Annotated in this window: 26 protein-coding genes; 11 read left to right on the top strand and 15 right to left on the bottom strand. The window is 66.9% G+C overall.

From position 1 onward, the window contains the following. Window positions 1-96: 96 nt before the first annotated feature. Window positions 97-1,095 (bottom strand): NAD-dependent epimerase/dehydratase family protein, encoded by a 999-nt coding sequence (locus BS329_RS13690; RefSeq protein ID WP_076160367.1) that lies wholly within the window; start codon window positions 1,093-1,095, stop codon window positions 97-99. Window positions 1,096-1,178: 83 nt separating this feature from the next. Beyond that, window positions 1,179-2,117, bottom strand: coding sequence for a ParB/RepB/Spo0J family partition protein (locus tag BS329_RS13695; protein ID WP_244197140.1), 939 nt, complete (start codon window positions 2,115-2,117; stop codon window positions 1,179-1,181). Window positions 2,118-2,732: 615 nt separating this feature from the next. Between BS329_RS13695 and BS329_RS13700 the strand changes: the two genes are divergently transcribed. After that, on the top strand, window positions 2,733-3,926 hold the full coding sequence (locus BS329_RS13700) for a cytochrome P450 (protein ID WP_143253016.1): 1,194 nt from the start codon (window positions 2,733-2,735) through the stop codon (window positions 3,924-3,926). A gap of 178 nt (window positions 3,927-4,104) precedes the next feature. Here the strand turns inward: BS329_RS13700 and BS329_RS13705 are convergent, their stop codons facing one another. Together BS329_RS13705 and BS329_RS43335 are read right to left on the bottom strand one after the other, a co-directional pair. Next, window positions 4,105-4,716: an EF-hand domain-containing protein gene (locus tag BS329_RS13705; RefSeq protein ID WP_143253017.1), complete on the bottom strand. Its 612-nt coding sequence runs from the start codon at window positions 4,714-4,716 to the stop codon at window positions 4,105-4,107. 234 nt (window positions 4,717-4,950) lie between these two features. Beyond that, a complete protein-coding gene (locus BS329_RS43335; RefSeq protein ID WP_158075777.1) occupies window positions 4,951-5,394 on the bottom strand; it encodes an AsnC family protein in 444 nt (147 codons plus the stop codon). Between the two features lie 49 nt (window positions 5,395-5,443). On the opposite strand from BS329_RS43335, the gene BS329_RS43340 reads away from it, so the two are divergent. Then, window positions 5,444-5,812, top strand: coding sequence for a hypothetical protein (locus BS329_RS43340; RefSeq protein ID WP_158075778.1), 369 nt, complete (start codon window positions 5,444-5,446; stop codon window positions 5,810-5,812). Between the two features lie 589 nt (window positions 5,813-6,401). Continuing rightward, entirely contained in the window at window positions 6,402-8,477 is a 2,076-nt protein-coding gene (locus BS329_RS13720; protein ID WP_208619208.1) for an MMPL family transporter, read from the top strand. A 153-nt stretch (window positions 8,478-8,630) separates the two neighbouring features. Here BS329_RS13720 and BS329_RS13725 read toward each other — a convergent pair whose 3' ends face one another. Then, complete coding sequence (locus BS329_RS13725) at window positions 8,631-9,167, bottom strand: ester cyclase (protein WP_076160384.1); 537 nt, start codon at window positions 9,165-9,167, stop codon at window positions 8,631-8,633. 293 nt (window positions 9,168-9,460) lie between these two features. Between BS329_RS13725 and BS329_RS13730 the strand changes: the two genes are divergently transcribed. Next, on the top strand, window positions 9,461-10,930 hold the full coding sequence (locus tag BS329_RS13730) for an MFS transporter (protein WP_084749665.1): 1,470 nt from the start codon (window positions 9,461-9,463) through the stop codon (window positions 10,928-10,930). Between the two features lie 34 nt (window positions 10,931-10,964). Then, on the top strand, window positions 10,965-11,978 hold the full coding sequence (locus BS329_RS13735; RefSeq protein WP_143253018.1) for a hypothetical protein: 1,014 nt from the start codon (window positions 10,965-10,967) through the stop codon (window positions 11,976-11,978). Window positions 11,979-11,982: 4 nt separating this feature from the next. Here BS329_RS13735 and BS329_RS13740 read toward each other — a convergent pair whose 3' ends face one another. Further along, a complete protein-coding gene (locus BS329_RS13740; protein WP_076160401.1) occupies window positions 11,983-14,712 on the bottom strand; it encodes an ATP-binding protein in 2,730 nt (909 codons plus the stop codon). 101 nt (window positions 14,713-14,813) lie between these two features. Here BS329_RS13740 and BS329_RS13745 point away from each other — a divergent pair, with 101 nt between their 5' ends. The 3 genes from BS329_RS13745 to BS329_RS13755 all read left to right on the top strand — a co-directional run bounded on the left by BS329_RS13745 (window position 14,814) and on the right by BS329_RS13755 (window position 17,281). Beyond that, window positions 14,814-15,461, top strand: coding sequence for a DedA family protein (locus tag BS329_RS13745; RefSeq protein WP_076160403.1), 648 nt, complete (start codon window positions 14,814-14,816; stop codon window positions 15,459-15,461). A 235-nt stretch (window positions 15,462-15,696) separates the two neighbouring features. After that, the gene (locus tag BS329_RS13750; protein WP_158075779.1) at window positions 15,697-16,650 is read left to right on the top strand and encodes a sensor histidine kinase; all 954 of its coding nucleotides are present in this window, start codon (window positions 15,697-15,699) and stop codon (window positions 16,648-16,650) included. Next, on the top strand, window positions 16,640-17,281 hold the full coding sequence (locus BS329_RS13755) for a response regulator (RefSeq protein ID WP_076160407.1): 642 nt from the start codon (window positions 16,640-16,642) through the stop codon (window positions 17,279-17,281). The genes BS329_RS13750 and BS329_RS13755 overlap by 11 nt, the downstream gene beginning before the upstream one ends. Here the strand turns inward: BS329_RS13755 and BS329_RS13760 are convergent. Then, the gene (locus tag BS329_RS13760) at window positions 17,272-18,033 is read right to left on the bottom strand and encodes an AfsR/SARP family transcriptional regulator (RefSeq protein ID WP_143253020.1); all 762 of its coding nucleotides are present in this window, start codon (window positions 18,031-18,033) and stop codon (window positions 17,272-17,274) included. The two genes, BS329_RS13755 and BS329_RS13760, sit on opposite strands and share 10 nt — an antisense overlap. 75 nt (window positions 18,034-18,108) lie before the next feature. On the opposite strand from BS329_RS13760, the gene BS329_RS13765 reads away from it, so the two are divergent. The 3 genes from BS329_RS13765 to BS329_RS13775 are packed head-to-tail and all read left to right on the top strand — an operon-like array spanning window position 18,109 to window position 19,852. Further along, window positions 18,109-18,630, top strand: coding sequence for an FAS1-like dehydratase domain-containing protein (locus tag BS329_RS13765; RefSeq protein ID WP_084749671.1), 522 nt, complete (start codon window positions 18,109-18,111; stop codon window positions 18,628-18,630). After that, on the top strand, window positions 18,627-19,073 hold the full coding sequence (locus BS329_RS13770; RefSeq protein ID WP_076160411.1) for a MaoC/PaaZ C-terminal domain-containing protein: 447 nt from the start codon (window positions 18,627-18,629) through the stop codon (window positions 19,071-19,073). The genes BS329_RS13765 and BS329_RS13770 overlap by 4 nt, the downstream gene beginning before the upstream one ends. Beyond that, on the top strand, window positions 19,070-19,852 hold the full coding sequence (locus tag BS329_RS13775; RefSeq protein ID WP_076160413.1) for a thioesterase II family protein: 783 nt from the start codon (window positions 19,070-19,072) through the stop codon (window positions 19,850-19,852). The genes BS329_RS13770 and BS329_RS13775 overlap by 4 nt, the downstream gene beginning before the upstream one ends. A gap of 170 nt (window positions 19,853-20,022) precedes the next feature. Here the strand turns inward: BS329_RS13775 and BS329_RS13780 are convergent, their stop codons facing one another. The 8 genes from BS329_RS13780 to BS329_RS13815 all read right to left on the bottom strand — a co-directional run bounded on the left by BS329_RS13780 (window position 20,023) and on the right by BS329_RS13815 (window position 26,497). Further along, the gene (locus tag BS329_RS13780) at window positions 20,023-20,649 is read right to left on the bottom strand and encodes a class I SAM-dependent methyltransferase (protein WP_076160416.1); all 627 of its coding nucleotides are present in this window, start codon (window positions 20,647-20,649) and stop codon (window positions 20,023-20,025) included. Between the two features lie 119 nt (window positions 20,650-20,768). Then, window positions 20,769-21,923, bottom strand: a complete 1,155-nt coding sequence (locus BS329_RS13785; RefSeq protein WP_076160419.1) for an acyl-CoA dehydrogenase family protein — start codon at window positions 21,921-21,923, stop codon at window positions 20,769-20,771. Beyond that, entirely contained in the window at window positions 21,923-22,195 is a 273-nt protein-coding gene (locus BS329_RS13790; protein ID WP_143253021.1) for an acyl carrier protein, read from the bottom strand. Before BS329_RS13790 ends, BS329_RS13785 begins: the two co-directional genes overlap by 1 nt. A 5-nt stretch (window positions 22,196-22,200) precedes the next feature. Then, window positions 22,201-23,208 (bottom strand): beta-ketoacyl-ACP synthase III, encoded by a 1,008-nt coding sequence (locus BS329_RS13795; RefSeq protein WP_076160423.1) that lies wholly within the window; start codon window positions 23,206-23,208, stop codon window positions 22,201-22,203. Continuing rightward, window positions 23,201-23,389, bottom strand: coding sequence for an acyl-CoA carboxylase subunit epsilon (locus BS329_RS42520; RefSeq protein WP_076160425.1), 189 nt, complete (start codon window positions 23,387-23,389; stop codon window positions 23,201-23,203). Before BS329_RS42520 ends, BS329_RS13795 begins: the two co-directional genes overlap by 8 nt. Before the next feature lie 31 nt (window positions 23,390-23,420). Further along, window positions 23,421-24,935: an acyl-CoA carboxylase subunit beta gene (locus tag BS329_RS13805; protein ID WP_084749722.1), complete on the bottom strand. Its 1,515-nt coding sequence runs from the start codon at window positions 24,933-24,935 to the stop codon at window positions 23,421-23,423. 207 nt (window positions 24,936-25,142) lie between these two features. Continuing rightward, window positions 25,143-25,847, bottom strand: coding sequence for an SDR family oxidoreductase (locus BS329_RS13810; RefSeq protein ID WP_076160427.1), 705 nt, complete (start codon window positions 25,845-25,847; stop codon window positions 25,143-25,145). Next, window positions 25,844-26,497, bottom strand: a complete 654-nt coding sequence (locus BS329_RS13815; RefSeq protein WP_076160429.1) for an HAD family hydrolase — start codon at window positions 26,495-26,497, stop codon at window positions 25,844-25,846. Before BS329_RS13815 ends, BS329_RS13810 begins: the two co-directional genes overlap by 4 nt.

A 26,497-nucleotide genomic window follows, 5' to 3' on the forward strand; every position in this document is an offset into this window, starting at 1 on the left:
CCGGCGACTGGAGCCTGCGTCCGCCCGTTCTGTGGCGTAGTACCGAACGTAGCCACGCCGACCCCGCGTGACAAGCGATCGGCATGTTCGCCGAGGTCAGTAGGGCAGGAACGAGACAATGGTGCGACGCAGTCCTTCGCACATCGAGACCTGATTGGAAAAACCGAGTGCGCCGAGTTTCGTCGCGTCGCAGTGCTGCTTTTCCAGCGCACTGGGCAGCCCACTCTCGGCGACTACCTCATAACCGTTCTTGCGAATGGCGTCCGCCCAGTCCCGGTCATACGGTTCGCAGGCCTTCCCGGACCGCTCGATCAGTTCCTCCACCAGATCGAGCGTCGTACGGTGCGCGGCCGGGGCCATGTTGAACACCTCGCCGCGCGCCCGCGGGTCGAAGGCCACCTTCATGAGCGCCCGGACCACATCCGTCACGTAGACGTAGTCGCGACCGTGCGCCATCGATCCCTGGTAGATCACCGGCGGCAGTGGCCCGGCCACGTCGAAGAGCCTGCTCAGCGTCCGCGGCACGATCCGCGAGGCGATGTTCGGATCACCTGGGCCGAAGACGTTGCACAGCCGCAATGTCGTGACCGGCAGGCCGAGTTCGTCACCGTAAAGCCGCACCAGGTTGTCCGCGGACATCTTGCCCACGTCGTAGACACCACGCGCGTCGAGCGGCGATGTTTCCATGTACGCCCCGCCGATCAGCTCCCCGTAGACCTTGTCCGTCGAGGCCAGCACGAACCTGGCCCGGTCGCCGCGGACGGTCCGCACCGCCTCGAGCATGTTCATCGTCCCGCCGATATTGGTGACCAGCGAAGCGTGCGGGTCGCTGAACGCCGAGTCGATCGTCGAGGACGCGGCCAGGTGGAACACGACGTGCGGCTCCACCGCGCGCACGAGTTCGACGCACCCCGCGAAGGACGCGACGTCCATGCGGGCGGACTCGACCAGCCGGTCCGGCCAGGCCAGCCGATCGGCGACGACCACGCGCCGCCCCTGCCGCGCCAGGCAGGCGGCAAGGTGCGTGCCGACGAAGCCGCAGCCGCCGGTGATCAGCACCGCGTGACCGGTGCGAACGGGATCAGTGCGCCGCATGTTGTGGTCCGATCTGGGCTTCGGGACGGGCGTGGGCATACCGCACAGCCCGACCTGGCTGTCGTTCGCAGAGCGACGTCGGGTCACCGGGCCTGTTCGACCCGCGGGCCGTTGTGTTCGAGTTCGTCGGCCTGCTCGCTGAACGCCGCCCAGAACCGGGCGTTGTGCCGGGCCAGATCCGCGATCGTGTGGAGACAGTGCCCCGGGATACCGGTCACCGGTGGCACCGTGGCCTGGCTGGCGACGATATGCGCGTCCAGCCAGCGCAGCAGCGCTCGGCCCGCCTCGCTGAACCGCAGCGACGGGTCCTTGCGCAGGGTCCGCATGATCGCCGCGGGGTCCAGGTCCGGTGCGGCCCCGTCGGTCACCAGACGCTGCCCCGAGCGGGCCGCGGTCCGCGACGCGCTTTTCCGTTGCGCGGGCACCAGATCCTTGCCGACACCCAGCCGGTTGCGCACATCGAGCACGGTGGACGGCGCGATGCCCGCCGCCTTGGCGATATCGCGCAGCGACCTGTTCGGGTCGGCCAGCATGAGTTCCCCGGCCAGCCGCCTGCCCTCCGAACTGTCCAACGGGCGCAGCCTGCCATCCCTGCCGATCCGCGTGTTCGACCGCGCGTCCTCGACACTCGAACACTTGCGGATCGAACCGACAGTGGTCGCGGCCAGCCCGGTGACCTGTGCGATCCACCGGTCCGATCGGTCGGGGTGGGTCAGGACGATCCGTGCGGCCGCCACTTTGCGGTCGGTCAGTGAGAGCGGCAGGCCGTTGGCCGTGTTCGCCTCCACCGCGAGCACGAAAGCGTCGTGCTCGTCACCGTCGAAGAACCGTGCCTCGATGTGCTCACGGGCGCCGAGTTCGGCGGCCCGTAGCCGGTGGGCACCGTCGATCACCCGCATGGTCGGCCGGTGCACGATGATCGGCGGCAGGCGGATATCCAGTTTCGCCAGCGCATCCACGTGTTCGTCGTCCACCCCACGCACCCGCGGCAACTCACCGAGCCGCACCGAGTCGACCGACACCAGCCCGGAGGGCGCCTTGCCCGAATTGTAGGTATTCCAGAGCGATGGTGCATCGGCGTCGCCGCGGCTGGCGGAGTGCGTAGCTTCCCCACAGCGTTCGCGATCCATCCGATTCCACCCTTCAGTACACGGTCAGTCGCCGGAAATATTCGTCAGCCGCCGCCACCTTGTCGAACCCGACCCGGCAGCAGGCCTCGACACCACTGATCAACACTTACATTTATGAGTTCACCGACCAAAACAACAACCCCTTACGGGACTTTTCGCAAGATCGGGTGTTCCGGCCGGATACGCCCAGCCGAGTCTGCGGGATAGCACTGTAAGTGACGAGATCGAGCCCTTTCCTCACACCAAGAGTGGTGCCAAGGTGACGCCGGCGAGCTCGCCGGATGCGTCTCTCACAACCCGCACTCGCGGACGTCCGTGCGCATGTTTCACCTACCAGGGCTACATTCCCGGCCGCGATCACCGTGATCCTCCTGCCTGGTCGCCGTCATAGGTGCGCGGGCGCGGCCGTCCCGTTATCGTCCTCATGCGATCTTTGGTGGAACTCAGCCGTAACCGGAATTGACCAACCGACTCAGGCCAAAACCGAGTCGATGTCGGGAGTTGTCCATGACCGAAAAAGTGCCCGCCTACCCGTTCCGTCTGCCTGACGCGCTCAGCCCGCCGTCGGAATGGGCAGCCCTGCGGGCGGACGAGCCGGTGGCGCCGGTGCGCTTGCCCAGTGGGGACGAAGCCCTCCTGCTCACCCGGTACGAAGACGTCCGGCGGGTGCTCTCGGACCCTCGCTTCACCCGGCACCCCGATGGTGACGGCGCCGCGCGTGTCACCGTGAACGAGGGCGGTGGGGTCTTCGGCGGCAAGCTGACAGAGGACGACCTGCACCATCGCTGGCGGCAAATCATCAGCAGGGCCTTCGCACCGAAACGTGTGCAGGCCATGCGGCCGCGGATCGAGAAGATGGCCGAGTCGCTCGTCACCGCGATGATCGAGCATGGCGCACCGGGCGACCTGTTGCGGGGATTGGGATTTCCGCTGCCCCGATGGGTGATCTGCGACCAGCTCGGGGTGCCCGACAGCGACCGGGACCGGTTCGCGCACTGGTCGGACACCATGCTCAACATGACCCGGTTCACGCAAGCGGAGATCGATGCCGCGCAGTCGGAGTTCGGCGCGTACTTCGCGGCGCATATCGCCGCCAAACGGGCCGCCCCTGGCGATGACCTGATCAGTGAATTCATCCGGTTCACCGACGAATTCGACGGACGACTCTCCGAAGAGATACTCATCGGCACCAGCCAGGGCCTGCTGGTGGCCGGATACGAGACGACGGCAGGCATGATCGGCAAGATGGTCGCGCTGCTGCTCTCCGCACCGGGTGGCTGGGCGCGGCTGCACGCCGAACCCGGCTTGGTCCGCACCGCCGTCGAAGAAGTGCTGCGCTTCGACGCCAACCCCGGCTTCGGGGTGCCACGCTACCTCTCCGCCGATGTCCAGATCGCGGACCGCACGATTCCCGGCGGCACAATGGTCGTGTGCAGCCTGGGCGCGGCCAACCGGGACGACGGCGCGTTCGCCGGTGCCGACCGCATGGACCTGCTTCGCACCCCGAACCCGCACCTCGCGTTCGGCGTCGGACCGCACGGCTGTGTCGGTCAGGCTCTCGCCCGGCTCGAACTGAACGTGGTGCTGGAGGTACTGCTGCGCAAGCTCCCCGCGCTCGAACTCGCCGAACCGCCCGCGGATCTGGCAATCCGGGACGGCCTGGTCGTCGGCGGGCTCGAACGGCTGCTCGTGCGCTGGTGACTTCCGCCTGACCGGCCGAAACACAAATCGGCACGTACGTCAACCGTCGACGAAACACTTCGAGACGGAGGACGTACGTGCCGACACGAACGTCAATGGCACAGCCCAGCAGCAATACCAGTTGCACCCGGACAGTCCGTTACCTCATCCAGACTGAACACCACCCGTTTGGCCGCGGTCAGCGGTTCGGTGTCAGGACTTCCTGAATTCCGTCGACGAACTCGGCCCTCGAAATCCTGCCGTCCTTGTTGGCGTCCAGCGCATCGAAGCTGAAATTCGCATCGGACTGGTCGATCTGCCAGACGCCTTGGAGGTAGCGCCCGAGTTCTTCGTGACTGATCTCGCCATCGCCGTCGGCATCGACGAGATCGAAGATCACGTGGCCGCCGACCTGAGCGACGTTGATCCGGCTCGTATCGGACGAGGCGAGGCGAGTCGCGCCGACGAACTGGCCCTTCGACAGGTGATGCCCCTCGACCTGGGCGTGACGCAGCAACTCCATCCAGTGCATTTGGTAGAAAGCCCGGAGTTCCCTGATCCGACGGTCGTCTTCGCCCACACCGGCCGTCTGCCGGTACCGATCGATGAGGGTCTCGTAGTCCGACCATTCGAGTTGGCCGTCGTGGTCGAGGTCCAGTTTGTCGAACTCCGCTTCGATAACAACGTCAACAGGATCCGCAGTTCTGCTAGCCATCTGAATTTCCCTCGGGATAGTTGGCGGTCGATGGATTACCAAATAACAGAGTGCGAGTCTCCGAGCACGAGCACAACAGGCGTCAGCCACCAGCACCTGGCCTCCACTCGATAGTGTGGGCAGCGGACAGCACCTGTGAAACCAAGCGTAGACCTTATTCGCATACGAGCCTGCTTGTCAGTGATGCCGGGTAACCCGATCACCGATCTGTCATCGCGATAATCGATCTCGGCGGGACAAGCTCAACTCCATACGCGCTGTAAGCTCGTGCACGACACTGACCTGAATGACAAACTTCGAGGACGGAAGTGGCTACGGATGAAGGCTGCTTCAGCCCGTTCCGCCCAGGCCGAGGACGCGAGGCTCGGCCTTCCTGATCAACGTCCCCGTCATGATCCTGCTGCCGGCGCTGAGGCCATCGCCGCTGCCCGGATACCGCGCCCTGCACCATCCTCGCCGTGATTCAACGTCATCAAACTGACGGCCGAGCACGGCTTCGACTGGAACCCAGCCGTCAGCGTTCTCGTCGGCCATCGCCGTGGCGCGCTGTGCCTCCGTCGCCGGTGCACGACCACGAACCCGATGATCGACCTCGCCCGCGGGATGAGCGGTCACCCAGACGACGCCCGCCGCCTGCATGCGCGACCAGCGCCTGCGGATCGTCGCCGCGTTGACCCCCATGACGGGCGCCAGGTCACGCCAGCTCACGCGCGGCGCCGACCTCACCGCGTCCACGATCGCGATGTCGAGTTCGTCGAACTCCGCGTCTCTCACGGACCGAAGCATCCTTTCGTGCGGCCAGGACGTGCTTCCGGAGGAATCCGTGCACGGTATCCCGTCCGGAGTGCCGCTGCCGCCGACCGGCCCGCCCGCAGGCGACGCCTCCGCGCACCCGCGGAATTCGCCGAACCGGCTCACGTCGACGTTCCCGCCCGAGTTGACCAGCCCGATGCGGGTGGACAGCGGACGAGACGAGCGCCGCCGGCGCACTCGCCCCGCTGGGCTCGAGGACGAGCGAGACGACATCATCGCGGCGACGCAGGAGCTGGGCGGCACGGTGACCGGAGAGCACGGAGTCGGTCTGCTCAAACCACGCACGGGATCTTCAATCCCGGCAAGGTGGTGGCGCTTTGGCATGACAAGACAGCCAGTCGTCGGCGTGGCGGTTCTCAACGGCGAGTTGCCTGCCTGAACCGCGGTTTACCCACTCGGTGAGAAAGCAACTGTCAGTGGCGATTTCGGCGACTTTGAGTAGCCAGTCACTTTGACGGATGTGGACGACCTCTTCGAGGTCCGATGATGCGATCGGCCTCAGAAGGACGGCGGCAAAGGACACCGGCCATGAACCATCTCTCCGCTGCGCGCGGCCAGCGCCGCCCAGCGGTCCGGGGACAGGACGAGGTCCGGCAACGCCTGCGCGCCGCAGGTCTCTGGGGGCGCGGCGGCCTCACCGGCCCGCCCGGAGCTGAGTGGGGAATGGAGATGCATGCCACGCGCACGCCCACTCCCGCCGGCGCTTCGAGTGCGCTCGGCGTTCACGGTATCGACACCGGAGGCATCGACTGACCCGCCGACCGCGCCTCGATCGGCCCCGGAATTCCTTGGGGGAATCGCAGATCAGCTGATATTCCGGTGACCGACCTGATAGCACTCCGTTCCATACCTTGAAGAAAGGGACCTCCATGTTCTCCGCCATCGGCGAATTCGCGGCGCGCCGGCGCCGGCTCGTCGCTATCGGGTCAGTTCTGTTTTTCATCTTCGCCTCGATCTGGGGAGCCGGCGTGTTCGGCGCGCTGAGCACCGGCGCGGGTTTCGAGGACCCGAGCAGCGAATCGGCTCGGGCGGACGCGGTTCTCGCCGGCCCACTCGGACGCAAGACCGCCGACCTGGTCGTGCTCTACGAGCACCCGACGCTGACCGTAGACCAGCCGGAGTTCGCCGATGCGGTGCGCAGCGCGGTCGGTACGGTGCCACCCGGCGCCGTGGTGTCCCTGGACACCTTCTGGACGAGCAACGACCCCGCGTTCGTCTCGGAGGACCGGCACGCCACCTACGCCACGATCCAGCTCCCGTCCACTGACGAGTACGAACGGGTCGACCAGTTCGAGGCGATCGAACCGGGCCTGACCTCACCGGTGCTGCAAACCCGGTTCGGCGGCCTCACCGCGATGACCGATCAGGTCAACGAACGGAACACCAGTGACCTCGTGCGGGCGGAGATGATCTCGATCCCGATCCTGCTGGTGCTGATGCTGGTGGTCTTCCGGACCGTGGTCGCCGCCGCTCTTCCGCTCGCCGTGGCGGTCTTCGTCGCCATGGGCTCCTTTGTCGTCGTCCGCGTCGTCACGATGTTCACCAACGTGTCGTCGTTCGCCGTCAACGTCATCACGATTCTCGCCCTTGGCCTCGCCATCGACTACGGATTGCTGATGGTGAGCCGCTTTCGCGAACAACTGGCGGCCGGGTCGAGCCTCGACGAGGCGGTGCGGATCACCTCGGCCACGGCCGGCAGGACGGTGATGATCTCCGGCCTCACCGCCGCCGCGTCGTTCGGCTGTCTGACTCTTTTCCCGGCACAGTTCCTCAATTCGATGGGCTACGCCGGTATCGCGGTCGTCCTCTTCGCCGTGCTGGGTTCGCTGCTCCTCATGCCCGCGCTGTTGCGGATCGCCGGACACCGGATCGACTCGTTGCGGGTACCCCTGCCGTGGCGGACTCGGCCCGACTCCACGGAGGGGCGTTGGTCCCGGGTGGCCCGGCTGGTCATGAAGCGGCCCGTGGTGGCCACCGCTCTCATCGTGGCCGCGCTGCTCGGCCTCGGCGCTCCGGTGCTCAGTGCCAACTGGGCGCGCCCCGGCGACTGGGTCTTGCCGCCGGGCGCGGACGCCAGGACGGTCACCGAACGGATGGCGAACGACTTCAAGCAGGATCCGGCCCGGCTGATGACCGTCGTGGTGCGCACACCGGGGCCCGCGACGGACCCGGCGACCAAGCCCGCGCTGGACACCTATGCGGACAAGCTGGCCGCGGTACCGGGCATCACCGGAGCCGCGGTGACGGGAACCGTGGACGATCTCGCCAGGGTCACCCTGCACTATTCGATGGATCCGCAGGCGAGAGAAGCACGCGCCATGGTCGACGGTCTGCACGCGGTGCGGCCTCCCGACGGGGCGACCGCGTTGGTGACCGGCATGCCCGCATCGCGGTTCGGCATCGTGGAAATGATCAGCTCGCGGCTGCCCTGGGTGATCCTGTTCATCGCGTTGCTGAGTTTCGTGGTCATGTTCCTCGCGTTCGGGTCCGTGCTGTTGCCGATCAAGGCGATCGTGCTGAACCTGCTGTCACTGTCCGCCGCGTTCGGCGTGATCAAGGTGATCTTCCAGGACGGGTTCCTGCACGACTTCCTCGGATTCGTCCCGATCGGCGCGGTCGACGTCAACTTCCCCGTGTTCATCGTCGCGATCGCGTTCGGGCTCGCCATGGATTACGAGGTCTTCCTGCTCGCCAGGATCAAGGAACGCTGGGACCGCACCGGTGATGTGGACGAGTCCATCGCCGCCGGGGTACAGCAGAACTCGCGGATCGTGTCCGGCGCCGTGTTGCTGATGCTGGTGGTCATCGGCGGATTCGTTCTCGCCAGCGTCACGCTGATGAAGATGATCGGGGTCGGGCTGGTGGTGGCGATCCTTGTCGACGCCACCGTGGTCCGTGGCTTGCTGGTGCCGGCCTCGATGAAACTGCTCGGCAAATGGGCATGGTGGGCGCCGGGCCCCATGGCCAGATGGTGGGAACGGCACGGCCTCCCGGAGAACACCGGTTCGGAGCCGGCGAAACCGCACACGTCAGCGTCCGTCTGAGCGCGGATCGCTTCGACGCGATCGGGATCGGCTCCTCGGCGGGGCCGATCCCGCATCGTGTGTTCCAGCGAGCGTCACGGGGCGGGGGCGGCCCGGGACGCGAAAACGGCCATCTCGCACCGGTGATGCCGGTGCGAGATGGCCGGGGGTCCTTCACTCCGCGGCAGCGGCCTTGGCGTGGTCGGCCGCGATGGCCTCGATGCTGTCCTCGCGCGAGTACAGGCCGAGCTGGCGAAGCATCTTGATGACATCGCGCCCGCCCCAGTGCTCGACGGCCTTTCCGTCGACGACGCGGTAATAGTGCAGCTGCGTCACCGAAACCCGCTTTCCGGTGGGCGGGTAGCCCAGGAACTCGCCCAGCTGCGTTCCCTCGAACTTCACCCGGACCGCGTACCGGTCCTGCGTGGCGAACAAATCCTCCGGCTCCCAGGTCGCGTCGGGGAACGCCTTGTGCACGTCCTGCACGACCGAAATGAAGCCCTCCGGACCGATGGGCTCATTCGGAGCCGACTCATGGTCGATGAAGTCGGCGCTCAAATACTTACGCGCCCCTTCCAGGTCAGCGGCCGCGACGACCTTGGCGATGCCGATGATCGTCTCCACCATCTCCGGCGGCACGGCGAGTACCTGCTGGACGACTTCTCCGCTGGCGCCGACTTCCTCAGCGAGTTCAGCAAGGTTTTCAACCATCGGTTTCCCTTCGTGTGAATGAAATCGAACCTATCCGCTCAATGGGCCAACGTGCCGTCGAGCGACCTCGTCAAATCACATTTCTCTTGCACCGCAGGCACAGGAGGATGCGCAGGTGAGAGTCTAATAGTCAGGTCGCAGGACCAGGCGCCATCCTGTTCCTAAGTCACATCCCGTGTGTCACTTTGGACGAATATCGCACTGCGCGCGGATCGCCGCGAGTACCGTCGTATCAGAACGCTCGATGCGCGGGCAAAGGAACGACGTTCTATTGACTGACCAGGAGACCAGGAATGACGCGAAAGACCCCGCGGACCTTGTGGGCATTGCTGGCATCCGCGCTACCCATGTTCATGGTGGCCTTGGACAACCTGGTCGTCACCAGCGCGCTGGCGAAAATCGCCGAGGACTTCGGCGTGCGGCAGTCGACCTTGCAGTGGGTGGTCAACGGCTACGTCCTCGCTTTCGCCGGCCTCTTGCTCGCGGGAGCAGCCCTCGGTGACCGCTTCGGCAGGCGCCGAGTGTTCTTGCTCGGTATCGCCCTGTTCACGGTGGCGTCCGCGGCCTGTGCGATCTCGGGTTCCGTGGAAACACTGGTTGCCGCACGCGTCCTGCAGGGCGCCGGGGCGGCGATGATTCTCCCCGTCTCACTGACCCTCGCCGTCGCGGCGGTTCCCGAGAAACAACGCAACATGGCCGTCGGGGTGTGGGGCGGGGTGAATGGTCTCGGGATCGCACTCGGTCCGTTGGCAGGCGGGCTGGTGACCGAATACCTGGAGTGGAACTGGATCTTCTGGATTAACGTGCCGATCGGGCTCCTCGTTCTGCCGATGGCGCTGTGGGCGATCAGGGAGAGCCGTGGTGACGATCGGAGCATCGACCTCGTCGGCGGCGTGCTGATCATCGGATCGGTGGTCGCCGCGGTGTGGGGGATCGTCGGGGCCGCCGACCACGGTTGGGGCAGCGGCCGCGCGCTTACGGGTATCGCCTCGGCCGCTGTTCTCTTCACCGGATTCGTGTTCTACGAGCGGCGTGTCGCCGAACCCCTCGTTCCGCTGCGGATGTATCGCGTCCGGGCGTTCATGCTGAGCAATGTGGTCGCCTTGACGACGCACTTCGGCGTCTTCGGTTCGGTGTTCTTCCTTGCGCAGTTCATGCAAGGCCCGATGGGGTACACGCCGTTCGAAGCCGGGTTGCGCACGTTGCCGTGGACGGCCGTGCCCGTGGTCGTCGTGCCGCTGGCGAGCCTGCTGATCGAGCGCGTCGGGGGCGGCGTTCTCCAGGCACTCGGCTCCGGTATGCAGGCCGCGGCGCTCGCCTGGCTCGCGCTGACGATCGCACCGGGAATGTCCTACGGCGCCATGATCCCGGCCTTCATCCTGGCGGGCATCGGCATGGGCCTGGTATTCGCGGCCAATCCCGCGACGGTCATCGGCTCGGTGGCCGACGCCGAGCACAACAAGGCATCGGGGGTGAACAACACCGTTCGGGAACTGGGTGGCGCCCTCGGTATCGCGGTGCTGACCACGCTGTTCACCCACGGGTTCACCAGCTCGCGCGCGGCCGGTTCGGGTACCGGCTCGCAGGCCACGGCCGCCGAATCCTTCACCGTGGGAACCCAGCACGCCCTTTGGCTCGGTGTCGTGGTCGTCGCCGCGGGTGTGCCCGCGGCGTTGTTCATTCGCCGGGCGCTCGACAGCACGGCCCGTGGCACCGACACCACCCGAGTCACGCAGGATTCGCTGCCTGCGGCGGTTGACTGACACTGTGAAAGACCGAACGTCTGGAGGACGGAAAATGGCGGGCATTTCGCGCAGGGTGGCGCTCACGGGGTTCGCTTCGTTGGGGGCGGCCACACTCGTCGTCCCCCACCGGACGGCGTCCGCCGCCGCGCTCGGCATGGCGCCGAACTGCGGCCCGGAGCTGATCACCGCGACGGCACCCGCGCTCTACCCCGAAGGCACCGCATGGGACCCGTACCGGCACGCCTTGCTGGTCGGTTCGGCCACCCAGGGCACGGTGTCCGTGGTCGGCCTGGACGGCACGGTACGGCCACTCGTGCCGAGTCTTGGGCTCGTGTCCACGTTGGGCATGGAGGTGGACCGGTCGCGGAAGCGCCTCTACGTGGCCTACAGCGACTACTGGGTCCGGCGTTTCGTCCCCGTCACGCAGCCGCCCACGTCCGGTGTGGCCGTCATCAACCTGGTCACCGGACGTGTAGTGCGGAAGATCGACACCGCGCTCGGTCGTGCCGATACCTTCGCCAACGACCTCACGGTCGACCACGCCACCGGCTCGGTCTATGTGACCGACTGTGTCTCCGACACCGTGCAGGTCATCGATCGCCACGGAAACGTCGGGGCGCTGATCACCGATCCGCGATTCCGCAGCCCGGACATCGGCCTGAACGGGATCGCCTGGCATCCCGGTGGCTACCTTCTCACGGCGCGATACGACACCGGATCCCTGTTCCGGATCTCCCTGGGCGGACGGCCGAAGGCCTCGGTGGTCGCCACGAAAGCACCGCTCAGCGGCATCGAGGGTTTCACCCTGCGGCCCGACGGAACCCTGCTGGCCGCACGGAACAGCCTCGGCGCGCCTGGCGGGCTGGACGCTGTCATCGGGCTCGGCAGTGCCGACGGCTGGCACACGGCTCGGCTGGTCAACCGGGTCGAACCGTGGCCGCTGAAGGCGCCGACGGCGGTGGCGTACGGACCGATGGGCACATACGCGCTGAGCGGCCAGATGGACAAGCTGCTGACCGGCGGGATGACCGAGACGAAGTTCTGGTTGCGCAGGGTTCCCTTCTGAACGCCTAGGCTCTCTCGAACATCCGGAGCGACCGCAACTGCGACCGAGCGGTGATCCCCAGCTTCGGAAAAAGCTTGTACAGGTGATATCCGACCGTGCGTGGGCTGATGAACAGCTCCATCGCGATCTCCTTGTTGCTGAGCCCGCGAGCCGCCAACTGCGCCACGTGCAGTTCCTGCGGGGTCAACGCCGCCGTCCGCTCGTCACTCGGCGTGGCCTGCCCGCCCGCCGCACGTAGCTCGGTGGTGGCGTTGGCTTCCCAGGGGCTCGCACCCAGGCTGTCGAACAACTGAGCCGCCACACGGAGATGCTCGCGGGCTTCCAGCAACCTGCGGTTACGACGCAGCCAGCCACCGTAGAACAGGTGGATCCGACCGCGGTCGAACGGGAACTCGGCCACCGCGGCCGCGGCGAGCACGCGCTTCATGGAGGTTTCGACGTCGCCCTGTCCGGCCATCGCGCGGCACCAGTCCACATACAGCGCGGGCCACCCGAGGTTGGACCGCCCGGCCCACAGCTCGAAGGCCCGTAGCTCCTCGCGGACCCGATCGAGGTCACCCACCTGGTATGCCGCTTCCACCAAGTCCGGTATCGCCCTCCTGGCCACGATGGGGTTGGCGTGCGGTGAGAGCGGGGAGGTCATCGCGAGCATCCGCTCCAGCGCGCTACGCGGATCCGCCTTGACCAGGTCGAGCTGCCCGCGTGCCCACAACGTGATCGCCGTGGCCGTCCGGTTGCCCAGCGGCGTCGCCAGGTTCAGGGCGAGATCGGCATGCTCGAGGCATGACTGCTCGTCGCCCCTGACCGCCGCGAAGCGCGCCAGTAGTGCGACGGCGACCGCCCTGCGCGAACATTGCCCGCTGTCCTGGCTGAGCCGGGCCGCCTCGTCGGCATGCGTGATCCCGGCATCCCACAATCCGAGGTGATACTCCAGATCGGAGAGCCAGGTGAGAATCGTGGTGAGGACGTTGGTCATCCCCACCGAACGCAACTGCGCACAGATCTCCACGGCGTGGTCCCGCACCTGCCGCAGATTGTGCCCGCGAATACCGACCCCCAGCACCAACATCACCCGGCGCGGGTCGTTGGCCGGCACGGACGGGGGAATCGAGCCCAGTACCGTGTCCGGGTCACTGCTCTCCGGGTCCAGGTTCCCGACAGCCGCGCCGTATACCCAGCGCCCGATCCGGTCATACGCCTTGTCGATGCGGAGATTCGCGAGCCGCCTCGCGGCCTCCACCTGGCCGTGCGGATCGCCTGCGAGCCCGGCGGCTTCCGTAGCCAGGAACAGCAGCCAAAGCGCGTCCTCGGGCAGTTCTGGAGCGATCTTCTCGGCACTGCGGACGAGCAGCGAGAAGGCCAGCGACGGGTCGCCGCTGTCGGTCTCGATGAGCCCCCGCAGCCGCGACAACTGCGCCTCCACGCTCGTGCCGGTACCGGCCAGTGCCGGACCGATCCGCTCGGTGATCGCACGGGCGACGTCGGCCTGGCCCGATCGCCAGGCGGCGAACGCCGCCGCGGTCAGTCGCCTTCGGTGGTCCAGCGGATCCGGGCTCAGCTCCGCCGCCCGTTGCATGGTGTGCGCCGCGGCGGCGGCCCCGCCCCGCTCGACCACCTTCTCGGCCACTCGTTCCAGTTCCGCCGCGAGTGCCTCGTCGGGTGCGGTCGCGGCCATCGTCCGGTGATGAATCGAGCGCAGGTGATCGCCACGTTCGGTGAGTTCGGCGGCCAGTGCGAGGTGGACCCGCGACCGGTTTCGCGACAAGGCGCGCCGGTACAGGGCCGACCGGATGAGCGGGTGGGAGAATTCCACCGTCGCTCCGGAAAGCCGCGCCAACCCGGACGCCTCGATGGGCTCCATCGCGGTCTCGGTGATCCCGAGCCGGCGTGCGGCGGCCAGGGTGAGGCCCACGTCCGCCCCGTTCTGCGCGGCGATGACCAGGGTCAACAGCCGCGACTGGTCCCCCAGTTCGTCCGCTCGCTTCGCGAAGACGTTGCCGAGCGAGTCACTCAGCGGCACGGTTCCACTCAGCATCAGATCGTGGGCCAACTGGCCGGTCGCGCCACCGCGGGTGAGTTCGATCAACGCCAGCGGGTTGCCACCGGTCGTCTCGATCAACGCCGTGCGCACCTGATGCGACGAGTGCCATCCGTGCTGGTCCAGCAGTTCGGCGGCGCTGTCACTGGTGAGTCCGGTCAGGTGCAGTTCCGGCAGGGACGAGGTGTCGAGGTCACTGGGTTCGCGCACGGCCATCAGAACGGCGATGGGATCGGCCACCAGCCTGCGTACCAGGAACATGAACGCGGCCAGGGAGGCGCCGTCCAGCCACTGCAGGTCGTCGACAACGATCAGCACCGGATTCTGTTCGGAAATCGTGGTGATCAGTGAAAAGGCAGCCGCGGAAACCGCGAAATCCGTTACCTGGCCGTTGGTCATGCCCAGCGCCCTGCGCAGTGCCGCCGACTGTGCCTGCGGCAGGGAGTCGATCTGGTCGAGAACCGGCAACAAGAGCTGATGCAGTCCGCTGAACGCGAAACCCGCTTCGAGTTCGTGGCCCGAGCAGGACAGCACCGTCACGCCGTCGGCGTGGGCGCGGGCGCGCGCTTCGTCCAGCAAGGCCGTCTTGCCGACCCCCGCTTGCCCGCGCAGCACCAGAACCCCGGGGTCGCTACGACCGGCGTCATCGACGAGGCGACGGATCAGATGGATTTCTTGCTCACGGCCGTGAAGCACAGATCAACCCTATCAACGAATATCAGTCATCGCGACGGATTCGCTCCGCAGGCGAGCACAGCATGCTCGAACCCGGCAAGACATGTGGGGGGAGTTGTGACGTGATCGAGTTCATGACCGGGCTGCCCGGGCCACTGCTCCATCTCGCCTTGGCGGCGTTACTCATCGCCGAGTCGGGCTTGGCCATCGGCGTGTTCCTTCCGGCCGCCACCACCGTGCTCACCGTCGGCGCCCTGGCGCGCTTCGACGTCGTGCCGGTGGTGACGATCGCCGCCACCGTGGCGTTGTCGTCGGCGGTGGGCAGCCAGGTAGGGTATTTGCGCGGTCGCGCGCACCAGGGCGTCCTGTGGCGGGCCACGACACGCCGGCTTGGTTCCACCCGTACCTCCGCGTTGCTGAACGGTTTGGAGAGGCGAGCAGCGCTGACTCTCGCGGTCTGCCAGTGCCTGGGCGTGTTGCGAACGGTCGCCCCGAGGCTCGCCGCGCAGGCCGGTGTCTCGAGGCTGCGGCATGCCGTGATCACGGCCGCGGCCGCCACCGTCTGGGCGTGCACACTGATCACGCTCGGATGGACCGCGGGTGACGCGTACCAAAGAACGGAGATGGCGGTCTCAATGGCCGGGCTTCCGGCGCTGTGCGTCGCCGGACTTCTCCTGATCGTCACCCTCGCCGTGCGAAATCGCTTGCGAACAAAGAGGAACCGCGCCGGTCGCGAAGAAATCGAACGGGACCGGACCGTGAAACTGTGATATAGCTACGGAGAGGTCGACTACCAGTGGGTGCACACACAGGGTAACAGGCGACCGCGCCGGCTGTAGCCGCGTGCAGCGGCCGGTGTTTTTTGGGGGGCAGTGCCACATTGGGGGGGAAATGTCACATCGATCTACAGGATGCTGCGTCGTTGCGGACGAGATCGAACTGCTACGGAACGATTACCGCGTCCGGCTCGCGCAGTTCGCGGACAAATTACTCGGAAACGAGGACGTGCTCAACGAATGCTACGTCCAATTGGGTTATGTTCTCGCAGATTGCACGGAGACCATGCGCCTGGGGCGGGTGGTGGTCAACGAAGCAAAGCTGGCACTCGCCTCGGTAATGGGCATGGCGGCGGCGAACGCGGGAATCCCACTCGACGAGTTGACCCACGCGTGGTCCAGCATGTTCGATTCGCTGCTCGAGCACCTTTGGCCTGATCCCGCCGCGCACACTTCCGACCGACAATTGCTCACGATACGATCACTGCAGCACAGCATCGCCACCCGGAGCCGGATCTCGAACGCCTGGTACCAGACGGTGGCGATCCATCGGACGGAGCAGGCGCAGACCGCGGAACGCGAGCGCATCGCCCGGGAACTGCACGACTGGTACGGCAGCAACCTCAGCCTGGCGTTGCGCAGGCTCGAACTGGTCGAACTCGACCACGGGGACAGCGCCGACTATCTCGAGCAACTGCGCGTGGTGCTGTCCGACCTGTTCACAGGAACGCGGCGTTTCGCCGCGGGCCTCCGGCTCGAATCCCCGGTGAACAGCATCAGGTCCGCGCTCCAGTCGTTCGTGAATTCACTCGAGGTCGAGCCGTCCAGCATCGAGATCTTCGTCAAGGGCGACGAAAGATCCATTTCCGGCCATATGCGAAGCGAGATGTTCATCCTGCTCCGGGAGGCGCTGCGCAACATCATCGCCCATGCCGGCGCGCCGAGCGCGTTCGTGATGGTCGAAGTCTCCGCCGGGCAGATCGGTGCGGTCATCAAGGACAGCGGACGTGGCTTCGCGGTTCCCGACGACCTCGGCACGCTCGGCGGAACCGGATTGCTGTCCATGAAGGAACGCGTCGAGAACCTGTCCGGAAAGTTCGTGCTCACCAGCGCGCCGAACCGAGGAACCCGAATCAATATCTGGATTCCCGTCAGGACGGAGTTGGACGACCATGTCAACTGAAGACATCCGCATCGTCATCGCCGACGACCACACACTACTGCGTGAAGCGCTCCGCGACACTCTTCTGGTCGAGGAAGACATGCAGGTCAGTGGCGTCGCAGGCGACGGTGAAGAGGTTCTCGCCGTCGCCGCCCGCGCCAAGCCCCATATCGTCCTGCTCGACCTCGAGATGCCGAAGCACAATCCGATCCGGACGGTGGCGGGCCTGCGGCAGATCACCCCCGCGCCCCGCATCATCATCCTGACCATGCACGACGGCGCCGCGTCGGTCCACAAGCTGCTCAACGCGGGCGTTTCGGCCTACGTGTCGAAGAACGTGAGCCGCCAGCACCTCGTGTCCACGATCCGCAGTGTGCGGGCCGGGCAGGCGGTGATCGTGGCGACGTCCGGCGGGCTGGGCGACGGCACCGACCCCGCCGACAGACCGATCTCGCTGTCGAGACGGGAGCTCGAGGTGCTGGACCTGGTGGCCGAGGCCCTCAGCAACCGGCAGATCGCCACGCGTCTGTCCATCACCGAAGGCACCGTCAAACGCCACCTGCGCAACATATTCGAGAAGCTCGACGCGAATTCCCGCATAGACGCGGTGCGCAAAGCCCAAGGGGCGTCCTTGCTACCGGCCTACCTCTGACCGTTCGCCGCCGCGAAAATCCGGTGCTGCGCCTGGCGCAGCTCGATCGAGGGCTCCAGGCCGAGTTGCTCGTCGAGATGGGTACGCGCGTCCTGGAAGCTGCGCAAGGCCTCACCGGAGCGGCCTGACCGGACCAGTGCCTCGATCAACCGAGCCTGCATCCATTCGTTCAGCGGATCGGCACCGACGAGCTCCCGCAGCTCGGGAACCAGATCACGGTGGCGCCCCGCCAGCAGGTCCGCCTCGATGCGGTACTCGAGAGCACTCGCGCGCCGTTCGGTCAGCTCGGCGACGTGACCGGCGAGCACCGGGCCCGCGGCCACCCCGGCGAGCGCACTTCCCCGCCACACCGCGAGGGCGTCCCGGAAGGTGTCCGCGGCTTCGGCGTTCCTGCCCTCGGCGAGCAGGACGCGACCGCGCGTCACGCCCTGTTTGAACACCGCGACGTCGACCAGCTCGGCGGGAACCGAGAGCAGGTACCCCATCGGCCGGGTCAGCAAGCGGGCCTGCGGTGGCTCGCCCTGCACCGACTCCAGTATTCGCCGCAAGTTGTACACGTGCGTGCGGATTGTCGTCAGCTCATTTCGCGGTGGAGAGCCGGCCCACAACTCTTCGCTGATCGTCTGCATGGCGACATATTGATTCGCCCGAACGGCGAGCAGCCCGGCCACTTTACTGAGTTTTCCCCCGGTGATCCGCGTATCGCGGCGGCGGCCACACAATTCCGGCGGGCCAAGGATGTTCAGCAGCACGATTCCTCCCCAGAAGTATGTACCATCCCTCAGTGTAGTGTCCTTGCCGAACCCTGTGGACGTTCGAATCCGAAGATGCCGCGGCGTGCCTCCAAAGGAACATCACGCCGCCGCCGAAAGTCATCAATCGGGCCATTCCTCGACATCGTAATTCTCAGTATCATGACCTATGTGGAACCCAACGAACATCCACCGGCACAAAAGGTAGTCACCACTGTCGAGATCGAGGTAAGCCGCCAGCAGATTCGAGATTTCACCATCGCGCTCGGATTTCCGGCTGACGACTGGGACGGCGAGTTGACGGCTCCCGCGACCTTTCCACTGGCGCTGTCGATGCGCGCACTCGAGTCGGCGCTCGCCCAGTACGGCGCGGAACTGTCCGAGGTCGTGCACCGGGACCAGCACTTCGCCTACACGCGCCCCATTCATTCCGGTGACGTCCTCACCGCGACGGTTTCCCTGTCCGACAGCGAATCGATCGCCAAGGCCGGTGTCATCACCGCAATCACGGAAATCGACGACATGTCCGGTAACCATGTGTGCACATCGACGTCGACGATCGTCGCGCTCGCGACGCCGGGCAGGAGGGCGGGATGACCGCGTCAGCGCAGGCGATCACGCCGACAGTGCCGACCGAGGGCAGCAGCCTCCCGATCCGGCAGTTCACCGTCACCCGGTCCGACCTCATCCGGTACGCCGCCGCGTCCGGAGACCTGAATCCGATCCACTGGAGCGACCGCAGTGCGCGGCGAGCCGGCCTGCCCGGGGTGATCGCGCACGGCATGCTGACGCTGGGGCTGGCGATCCGCGCGGTCGTCGAATGGGCCGGGCCACAGGCGGTGGTTCTCGACTGCCGGGCGGGCTTCACCCAGCCGGTGGTGGTGCCCGACGATGACACGGGCGTGTGCCTGTCGGTCGGGGGGATCGTCACCGCGACGCCGGGGCCTGGCCGGTTCCGGATCCGGCTGACCGTCCACCAGGGCACCACGAAGGTCTTGGGGCGCGCCCACGCGCTTGTCGTGCTGAGGCAGGCCGCATGACCGGCGGGATCCTCTCGATCGTGTGCCCCAAACCGGTGCCGGACGCGAAGTTGCGGCTCTACCTGCTGCACCACGCGGGTGGTTCGCATACCGTGTTCCGGCCCTGGCTTGCCCTGCTCCCCGAGAGCTGGGAGGTCCGGCTGGTCATCGCGCCGGGCCGAGCGAAGGCCTCCTATCCCGCCGCTCGGGACATCACCACGCTCAGTGACGCGTTCGCCCGCCATCTCGATGAGCGGCGGCCGACGCCCTACGCGATGTTCGGCCACAGCATGGGTGGCCTGGTCGCGTTCGACACCGCCCTCGCGCTGCAGGCGGGGGGCATGCCGCAGCCCGAATGGGTCGGCGTGTCCGGTCATCCCGGACCGTTCCATTCGATCACGCGCACACGGCCGCCGCTGTACGGTCTGCCGTCGGCCGACCTGCGAGCCGAACTGATCGCGCTTGACGGGCTACCTGATCGGGTGCTGCGCGACAAGTGGCTCTGGCAACGGGTGGAGCCACTGGTGCGCGCCGATCTCGAAGCCGCGGAGACCTGGCATCCGACGCGCCACGGCAGCCTGCTGACCCGGCCCGTCTCGGCGTTCTGCGGCGACCGCGACCCGGTCGCCGGGATCACCGACGCGGCGAACTGGTCCCAGCACACCAACGAATTCCTCGGCGTACGGCACTTTCCCGGCGGCCACTTCTACTTCCAGGACGACCCCGGGCCCTTGGTGCGCAGCATCGTCGCGGACGTCAGCACTGTCTTGGGGAGGTCCCGTCCTCACGCCCTGCCCTGAAGTCCTCACGGTGGAGAAAGCCACGCCACACCGCTCGACGGTCCGGCAGCGACCGGTCGCCGAGCGGCCTGCCTGGGCTGATACGTGAGGATCACTCCCGTCGGGGCCGCGTGGCGCCCGACGGGAGTGACGAATGCGTTCTGGTGAAGACCGTTCACATACTCAAGCCGTCAAGCCTCCACTCGCCGGGCTCGACGCGCGACGTACACCGCCGCGGGCGGAAGGTTGCGCCACACCGTGGTGCTGACGACCACTTCCTCGAACCGTTCGCGCAGTGCCTGCAGTCTGGTCCGCGCCGGGTTCGCCCACCTCGTCCACGAGTAGGTGAACTGCGTGAACACCCCGTTCGGCGACAACGAATCGGCCACCGACGTGGCGAGCGACCTGCCCGCCTCGGTCGGGAACGAAACCCACGGCAGACCGCTGACGACCACGTCCACCGGGCCGAGATCGCGCTGTTCGAGCACCGACGGCAGCTCGGTCGCGTCGGCGCACACCACATCGACACCGGGATAGCGATGCCGGAGGAGATCGGCCAGCTTCGGGTTCAGTTCGATGGCCACGTGTCTGCCACGACCACGCAGTTTGTGCTGGATCGCCTTGGTGAACGAGCCGGTCCCGGCGCCCAGTTCGACGACGACGGGCTGACCGCTCTCGGGAACCGGCGCGACCATGCCGGCCGCCAGCGCCGGGGAACTCGGCGCGATGGCAGCGGTCTTGAGTGGACGACGTGCGAACTCCCCCAGAAAGAGAAGGCCGTCGCGAGTCTGTGCGGTCGTGCTCTGCTGCACACCCATGGGAAACCTTTCCTTGTTATCGCAACGTCCAGTCGCTTGTGTCCGAAGCTAGGGCGGCGCGTTTCCTGGACGCATCTGTCGGAATGACTGGCAGGCGGGCAGGGCCGGTGCGGCAGGACTCACCCACGCCGCGAGGCGCGCCTGACGTATCGGCCGTAGATCAGGTCCCGGAGCACGTCGTCGCTGCCTTCGACGATCGAGATATGCCGCATCGCACGCATCAGGCGCTGGATCTCGTGTTGCTCGGTGTACCCGAGCCCACCGAAACCCTCCGAGGCGGCGCTGGCGATCTTCCAGCCCACCTGGCCACTGTGCATCTTCGCCACGACCGCCGACTTCAGGACGCCCTGACCGAGGAATTTCTCCGCGGGCCGGGCGCCTAGATAGAGCTCGTCGTAGTCCCGCGCCGCGCGGTCGCACTGGCTTTTGATGGTTTCGAGTTCCATTTCCAGCTGACCCATTCGGGCGCCGAACACGGCGTTCCGGCTCAGTGGCGCCCCGCCGAGTCGCTTGGTGGCCGCGTACTCCATGCTGAGGTCACGGATTCGCCTGCTCATACCGATGGCCATGGCGGCCATCAGGATCCGGCTCCCGTTGAGTCCCACTTCGAGAACGCGGATGCCGTTGCCGTTCAGCGCGTTGCCCGCGGGCACAGCACAGTCGGTGAAGGTAGCCGCATAGGTTCCGGTGCCCAGGAGGCCGGACATCCGCCAGCGCTGCTCGACCCGGAATCCCTCCGCCTCTCCCGGCACGAGGATCACCGCGAAGTCACGCTCGTCGTCGGCGTTGCGCGCGAGGACGAGGCAGAAGCGCGCAAAGGCCAGGTTCGTGGAAAACTGCTTGTGCCCGTTGATCACCAAGCTGTCCCCGTGCCGCCGGAACGTCGTCTCGGTGTTCGTGAGTTCGCTCCCGGCCCTGGCCTCACTGCCCAGTGTGGCGCAGAAGGATCCCGTGCCGCTCAGCTCCGGCAGATATCGCTGGGCCAGTTCGGCGCTACCGAAGAATTCGAGCATGCGCGAAGCCAGTATCGGCAGGAACGCGCTGAACGCGAACCCCGGGTCGTGGTAGGACAGCCGCGCCGAGATCTCGACCGAATCGCCCAGCGAGAACGCCCGTCCGCCGTACCGTTCGGGTAACCACCAGTTCGCGAGCCCCGCCGCGACGAACTTCTGCCAGAGAGGATGCGCGTCGTCGTACACGGTGTCCCCGTCCGGAAGCTCCGCACAGGTGAGCACGTCCGCGCAGAATCGCGCCGTCTCCGCTACCACGGTCATCAGTTCGCCACCGTGCTCGCTCGGGTCAGCTCGTTGAGCAGGGTCACCACATCGGCGACCGTGTCGACCTCGCGCAGGTTCTCGTCGGTGATCTTGACCTGGTACTTGCGCTCCAGCATGACCAGGAAGTCCATCAGGTTCAGTGAGTCCATTTCCAGGTCTTCCTCGAGCAAGGACGCCGCGGTGATCTCCACGCCGTCCAGATCAAGGTCCAACCGCTCTGCGAGGCCGCGCAGGAACTCGCCCACCTCGGTAACAGTGATCTCGTGCATCCGTTTCACCCTTCCTTGTTCGCCATTCCGAGTGCGGGCCACCGCAACACCGTCGCGCCCCAGCTGGCCCCCGCGCCGAACGCCGTCAGCAACAGCGTTTCGCCGCCCCGCAGGTCCTCGCGCTGCTGCGCCCGGCTCAGCGCGAGCGGGATCGACGCGGCCGCTGTGTTGCCGACATCGGTGAGGTCCACGAGTGCCCGCTCCGGTGGTATCTCGAGCTCTCGCGCGACTTCCCGGAGGATCCGCGCATTGGCCTGGTGTGCCACCAGGAGATCCACCGATTCCTTGGTGATCGCCTCGTGCTTGAGTGCCTGCACGCAGGATTGCGTCATCCGCTCCACCGCGTGCCGGTAGGTCGCCCGGCCGTCCATCCGCAGATAGGGGTCATGCGGATCGTCCGAGGCGACCGGGTACTGGCTGCCGCCGGTGCGCACATGAGCCAGGCTCCACAAACCGCCGTCGGAGCCGAGGTGTACCCGGCCGATCGCTCCCCACTCCCGCGCGGTGCCCGAGCGCAGCACCATGGCCGCGGCGCCGTCACCGAAGATGGGTGCGGTGCCCCGGTCGTACGGGTAGATGATCGAGGAGTACTTCTCCGCCCCGATCAGCAGCACCGAGCGGGCGTTGCCGGTGGCGATCAGGCCGGAGGCGGTGGCGAGGCCCGCGAGGAACCCGGTGCAAGCGCTGTTGATGTCGAACGTCGCCGTGCCTGCCAGGCCGAGCGCGTCGGCCACGACCGGGGCTGTCGCCGGGCACTTCATGTCCGGAGTCGTGGTGGCCACGATGACGGTGTCCACCTCGTCCACCGAGGCGCGCCGCAGAGCGTCCCGGCCCGCCGCGGTCGCGAGCTCCGAAGTCGGCTGGTCGGCGTCCGCACGGGACCTGGCGGCGATACCGGTCCTGGTCTTGATCCACTCGTCGCTGGTATCGATGCGACTCGCCAGTTCCTCATTCGTTTCCCGGCCTTCGGGCAGAAAATGACCGATGGCGTCGACGACGGCGGCGTCATCCATGAAACATCCCCCATTCGCTCGTGGGTGACCAGGTTCCGGCGCGGGCGCGGCCGCCCCATCCTGGCCGCGACTCGCCTGCCTGCCGGTATGTGTCCGGCTCGCGCGACACCACGTGCAGTGCGACGACGAGTGCGGCGATCTCTGTCTCGTCGGGCTGTCCGCCGACGATTCGAAGGTCCATTCCTGACTTCCTTTCCAGCACCGGCCCGAGGTCAGAAGGGCGGATTCGCGTGCTTGCGGTCCACGTTCGGCGTCCGTTTGCGGCGAAGCGCCGAGAGCGAACGGATGAGTACACGTCGCGTCGAGCGCGGATCGATGACGTCGTCGACCAGCCCGCGCTCCGCGGCGTAGTACGGGTGCATCAGCTCGCTGCGGTACTCCTTGATGCGCCGCTGCCGTTCCGCGTCCGGGTCCGGTGCGGCGGCGATCGCCTTGCGGTGGATGATGTTCGCCGCGCCCTCGGCGCCCATCACCGCGACTTCGTTGATCGGCCAGGCGAACGAGAGGTCCGCGCCGATCGACCGCGAGTCCATGACGATGTACGCACCGCCGTACGCCTTGCGCAGAATGACCTGAACGCGCGGCACGGTGGCGGCGCAATAGGCGTGCAGCAGCTTCGCGCCGTGCCGGATGATCCCGTCATGCTCCTGGCGCGAGCCGGGCAGGAATCCCGGCACATCCACCAAGGTGATCAGCGGAATGTTGAACGCGTCGCAGGTCTGCACGAACCGCGCGGCCTTCTGCGCCGCCGCGATGTCGAGCACGCCCGCCAAGACGGCGGGCTGGTTCGCGATGATCCCGGCCACCTCGCCGCCGATGCGGGCGAGCCCACAGATGATGTTGCTCGCCCAGGTCTCGTGCATCTCGAGGAAGTCCCCGTGATCCACCAGTTCCTCGATGACTCGCACCATGTCGTAGGGCATGCGGGGATTGGCGGGGACGATGTCGAGCAACCGCTCGCCGTCGGCCTCCGGCACGCCCGCGGTCGATGCGGACGGCGGCGCCTCGTGATTGTTCGATGGCAGCAGTGAGACGAGATAGCGCACGTCCCGAAGACACGAGCGCTCGTCGTCCGACACGAACGCCGCCACGCCGGAGCTGGTCGCGTGCACTCCGGCGCCGCCGAGATCCTCATGGGTGATCTGCTCGCCGGTCACCGCGTGCACGACGTCCGGACCGGTGAGGAACATCTGCGCGGTGCCGCGCACCATGAACACGAAATCGGTGAGCGCCGGCGCGTACACCGCCCCGCCCGCGCACGGACCGAGGATCACGCTGATCTGCGGGATGACCCCGGACGCGCGCACCGCGCGCTGGAAGATCCCGCCGTACCCGGCGAGCCCGCCGACCCCTTCCTGGATCCGGGCGCCCGCCCCGTCGTTCAGCGCGATCAACGGTGCTCCCGTGGCCAGCGCGAGGTCCATCACCTTGTGGATCTTCTCCGCGTGTGCCTCGCCCAGTGAGCCACCGAACACCCTGAAGTCGGTGGCGTACAGGAAGACCTGGCGGCCTTCGATCGTGCCCCAGCCGACGATCACCCCGTCCCCGTGCGGCCGGTTGTGCTCCAGTCCGAATCCGGTCACCTGATGACGCCGGAACCCTTCGATCTCGACGAAGGAGTCGTCGTCCAGCAAGGCGGCTATCCGCTCATGCGCCGTCTGCTTCCCCTTGTCGTGTTGCCGCTGGGTGGCCTGCGGCCCCGGACCGGCCTTGAGCGCCTCCTTCATGCGCGCCAGCTCGGCGACCTGGGCGCGGAAGGTGTCGCCAGGCGCCACACCGGTCGAGACGGAAGCCCGGGCGGCCTCGTCGATGCTCACCCCTGCCTCCGCGTGGCTGCCGGAACACCGGCTCCGGCGGCCGGCTCCCGGCTGGAACTCATCCGCCGGGCTCGTTCGGCCAGTTCTTCACACATTCCGATTCACCTCGTCTTCCGGTCAGTTCCCGGTGCCCGCGCCGCCGGTGACGGGCAACAGGGCGGCGGTGATGTAGCTGGCGTTCTCGCAGGCGAGAAAGGTGACGGCGGCCGCGACCTCCTCGGGGGTGCCAGCGCGGTTGAGCGCCGTCTGCGTGAGGATCTGTGCGCGACGCTGGTCGGTGATCTCCTTGGTCATGTCCGTGTCCACCAGACCGGGCATCACGACATTGGCCGTGATGCGGCGGGTGCCCAGCTCGCGCGCGACGGACCTGGCGAAGCCGATCAGGCCTGCCTTGGCGGAGGCGTAATTGGTCTGACCCGGCGCGCCGAGTAGCGCGGTCATCGACGACACGTAGATCAACCGGCCCCACCGAGCGGAGATCATGCCCGGCATGACCGCACGGGTCAGGCGCATCGCACCGAGCAGATTGGTGTCCAGCACCCGCAGGAAGTCGGCGTCGGACATGCGCAACAGCAGTCCGTCGTTGATCACCCCGGCGTTGGACACCATGACCTCTACCGGCCCTTGCTGGGAGGTGACCTGCTCGACCGCGTCGTTCACGGAGTCGGTGTCGGTCACGTCGCAGCGCACCGGGAAGAACCCCGGCGGGGGTGTGCCGGTGCGGTAGGTGATGGCGACCTTGTCGCCCGCCGCGGCGAACGCCTCCGCGATGGCCAAGCCGATGCCCCGGTTGCCACCGGTGATGAGTACTGAACGTGTCATGCGAGCTCCCGCGTGGTGATCAAAGGTGTTATCTCGGCAAGTGCTCCTGCCGCGTCGTCGAACCGCACCGCGTGCCAGCCGGCCTCGCGCGCTCCGGCGCAGTTGTGTTCCAGGTCGTCCACGAGCAGGCACTCTCCCGCGGGCACCCCCGCACGCCGGGCCGCGAGCTGGAACATGGCGGGGTCGGGCTTGCGGCAACCGACCTCGAAAGAGAGCAGGACGTCGTCGAACAGCTCCGATACCGGCACCATGCGCCGCCAGTGGGCGTCCCAGGTGGGAACCATGTTCGACATCAACCCGACGAACAGGCCCGCCGCGGAGAACTCGCGCAGAGCCCGCACCCACTCGTGATTGGTTTCCCTGCCGTCGAACCAGATATCGGCCAACGTGGTCAGGTGGGTGGAGACGCCGTGGTCCTCGCGCAACACCGCGTCCACCTGGGCGAGCCACTCGGCCTCGGTCACCAGCGGGGTGTCCAACGGCTCCATCATGTCGGTCGTGCCGTAGGTCTGGGTGACCTTGCCGACCGCGTCCATCACCGCCGCGGGATCGAGCTTCATCGTGGTGCAGAACTTGCTCATGGTGTGACTGAGCGGAGGAGTGAGCACTCCGCCGAAATCGGTCCACACCGCCGAAATCCGCTTGCCCAT

It is taken from the genome of Amycolatopsis coloradensis, assembly GCF_001953865.1.
Taxonomy (GTDB): domain Bacteria; phylum Actinomycetota; class Actinomycetes; order Mycobacteriales; family Pseudonocardiaceae; genus Amycolatopsis; species Amycolatopsis coloradensis.

Coding starts and splice junctions, on each gene's coding strand:
- BS329_RS13690 (WP_076160367.1), bottom strand. CDS start 1,095: ATGCGGCGCACTGATCCCGTTCGCACCGGTCACGCGGTGCTGATCACC.
- BS329_RS13700 (WP_143253016.1), top strand. CDS start 2,733: ATGACCGAAAAAGTGCCCGCCTACCCGTTCCGTCTGCCTGACGCGCTC.
- BS329_RS13725 (WP_076160384.1), bottom strand. CDS start 9,167: ATGGTTGAAAACCTTGCTGAACTCGCTGAGGAAGTCGGCGCCAGCGGA.
- BS329_RS13730 (WP_084749665.1), top strand. CDS start 9,461: ATGACGCGAAAGACCCCGCGGACCTTGTGGGCATTGCTGGCATCCGCG.
- BS329_RS13735 (WP_143253018.1), top strand. CDS start 10,965: ATGGCGGGCATTTCGCGCAGGGTGGCGCTCACGGGGTTCGCTTCGTTG.
- BS329_RS13755 (WP_076160407.1), top strand. CDS start 16,640: ATGTCAACTGAAGACATCCGCATCGTCATCGCCGACGACCACACACTA.
- BS329_RS13765 (WP_084749671.1), top strand. CDS start 18,109: ATGCCGCGGCGTGCCTCCAAAGGAACATCACGCCGCCGCCGAAAGTCA.
- BS329_RS13770 (WP_076160411.1), top strand. CDS start 18,627: ATGACCGCGTCAGCGCAGGCGATCACGCCGACAGTGCCGACCGAGGGC.
- BS329_RS13775 (WP_076160413.1), top strand. CDS start 19,070: ATGACCGGCGGGATCCTCTCGATCGTGTGCCCCAAACCGGTGCCGGAC.
- BS329_RS13780 (WP_076160416.1), bottom strand. CDS start 20,649: ATGGGTGTGCAGCAGAGCACGACCGCACAGACTCGCGACGGCCTTCTC.
- BS329_RS13785 (WP_076160419.1), bottom strand. CDS start 21,923: ATGACCGTGGTAGCGGAGACGGCGCGATTCTGCGCGGACGTGCTCACC.
- BS329_RS13790 (WP_143253021.1), bottom strand. CDS start 22,195: ATGCACGAGATCACTGTTACCGAGGTGGGCGAGTTCCTGCGCGGCCTC.
- BS329_RS13795 (WP_076160423.1), bottom strand. CDS start 23,208: ATGGATGACGCCGCCGTCGTCGACGCCATCGGTCATTTTCTGCCCGAA.
- BS329_RS42520 (WP_076160425.1), bottom strand. CDS start 23,389: ATGGACCTTCGAATCGTCGGCGGACAGCCCGACGAGACAGAGATCGCC.
- BS329_RS13805 (WP_084749722.1), bottom strand. CDS start 24,935: ATGAAGGAGGCGCTCAAGGCCGGTCCGGGGCCGCAGGCCACCCAGCGG.
- BS329_RS13810 (WP_076160427.1), bottom strand. CDS start 25,847: ATGACACGTTCAGTACTCATCACCGGTGGCAACCGGGGCATCGGCTTG.
- BS329_RS13815 (WP_076160429.1), bottom strand. CDS start 26,497: ATGGGCAAGCGGATTTCGGCGGTGTGGACCGATTTCGGCGGAGTGCTC.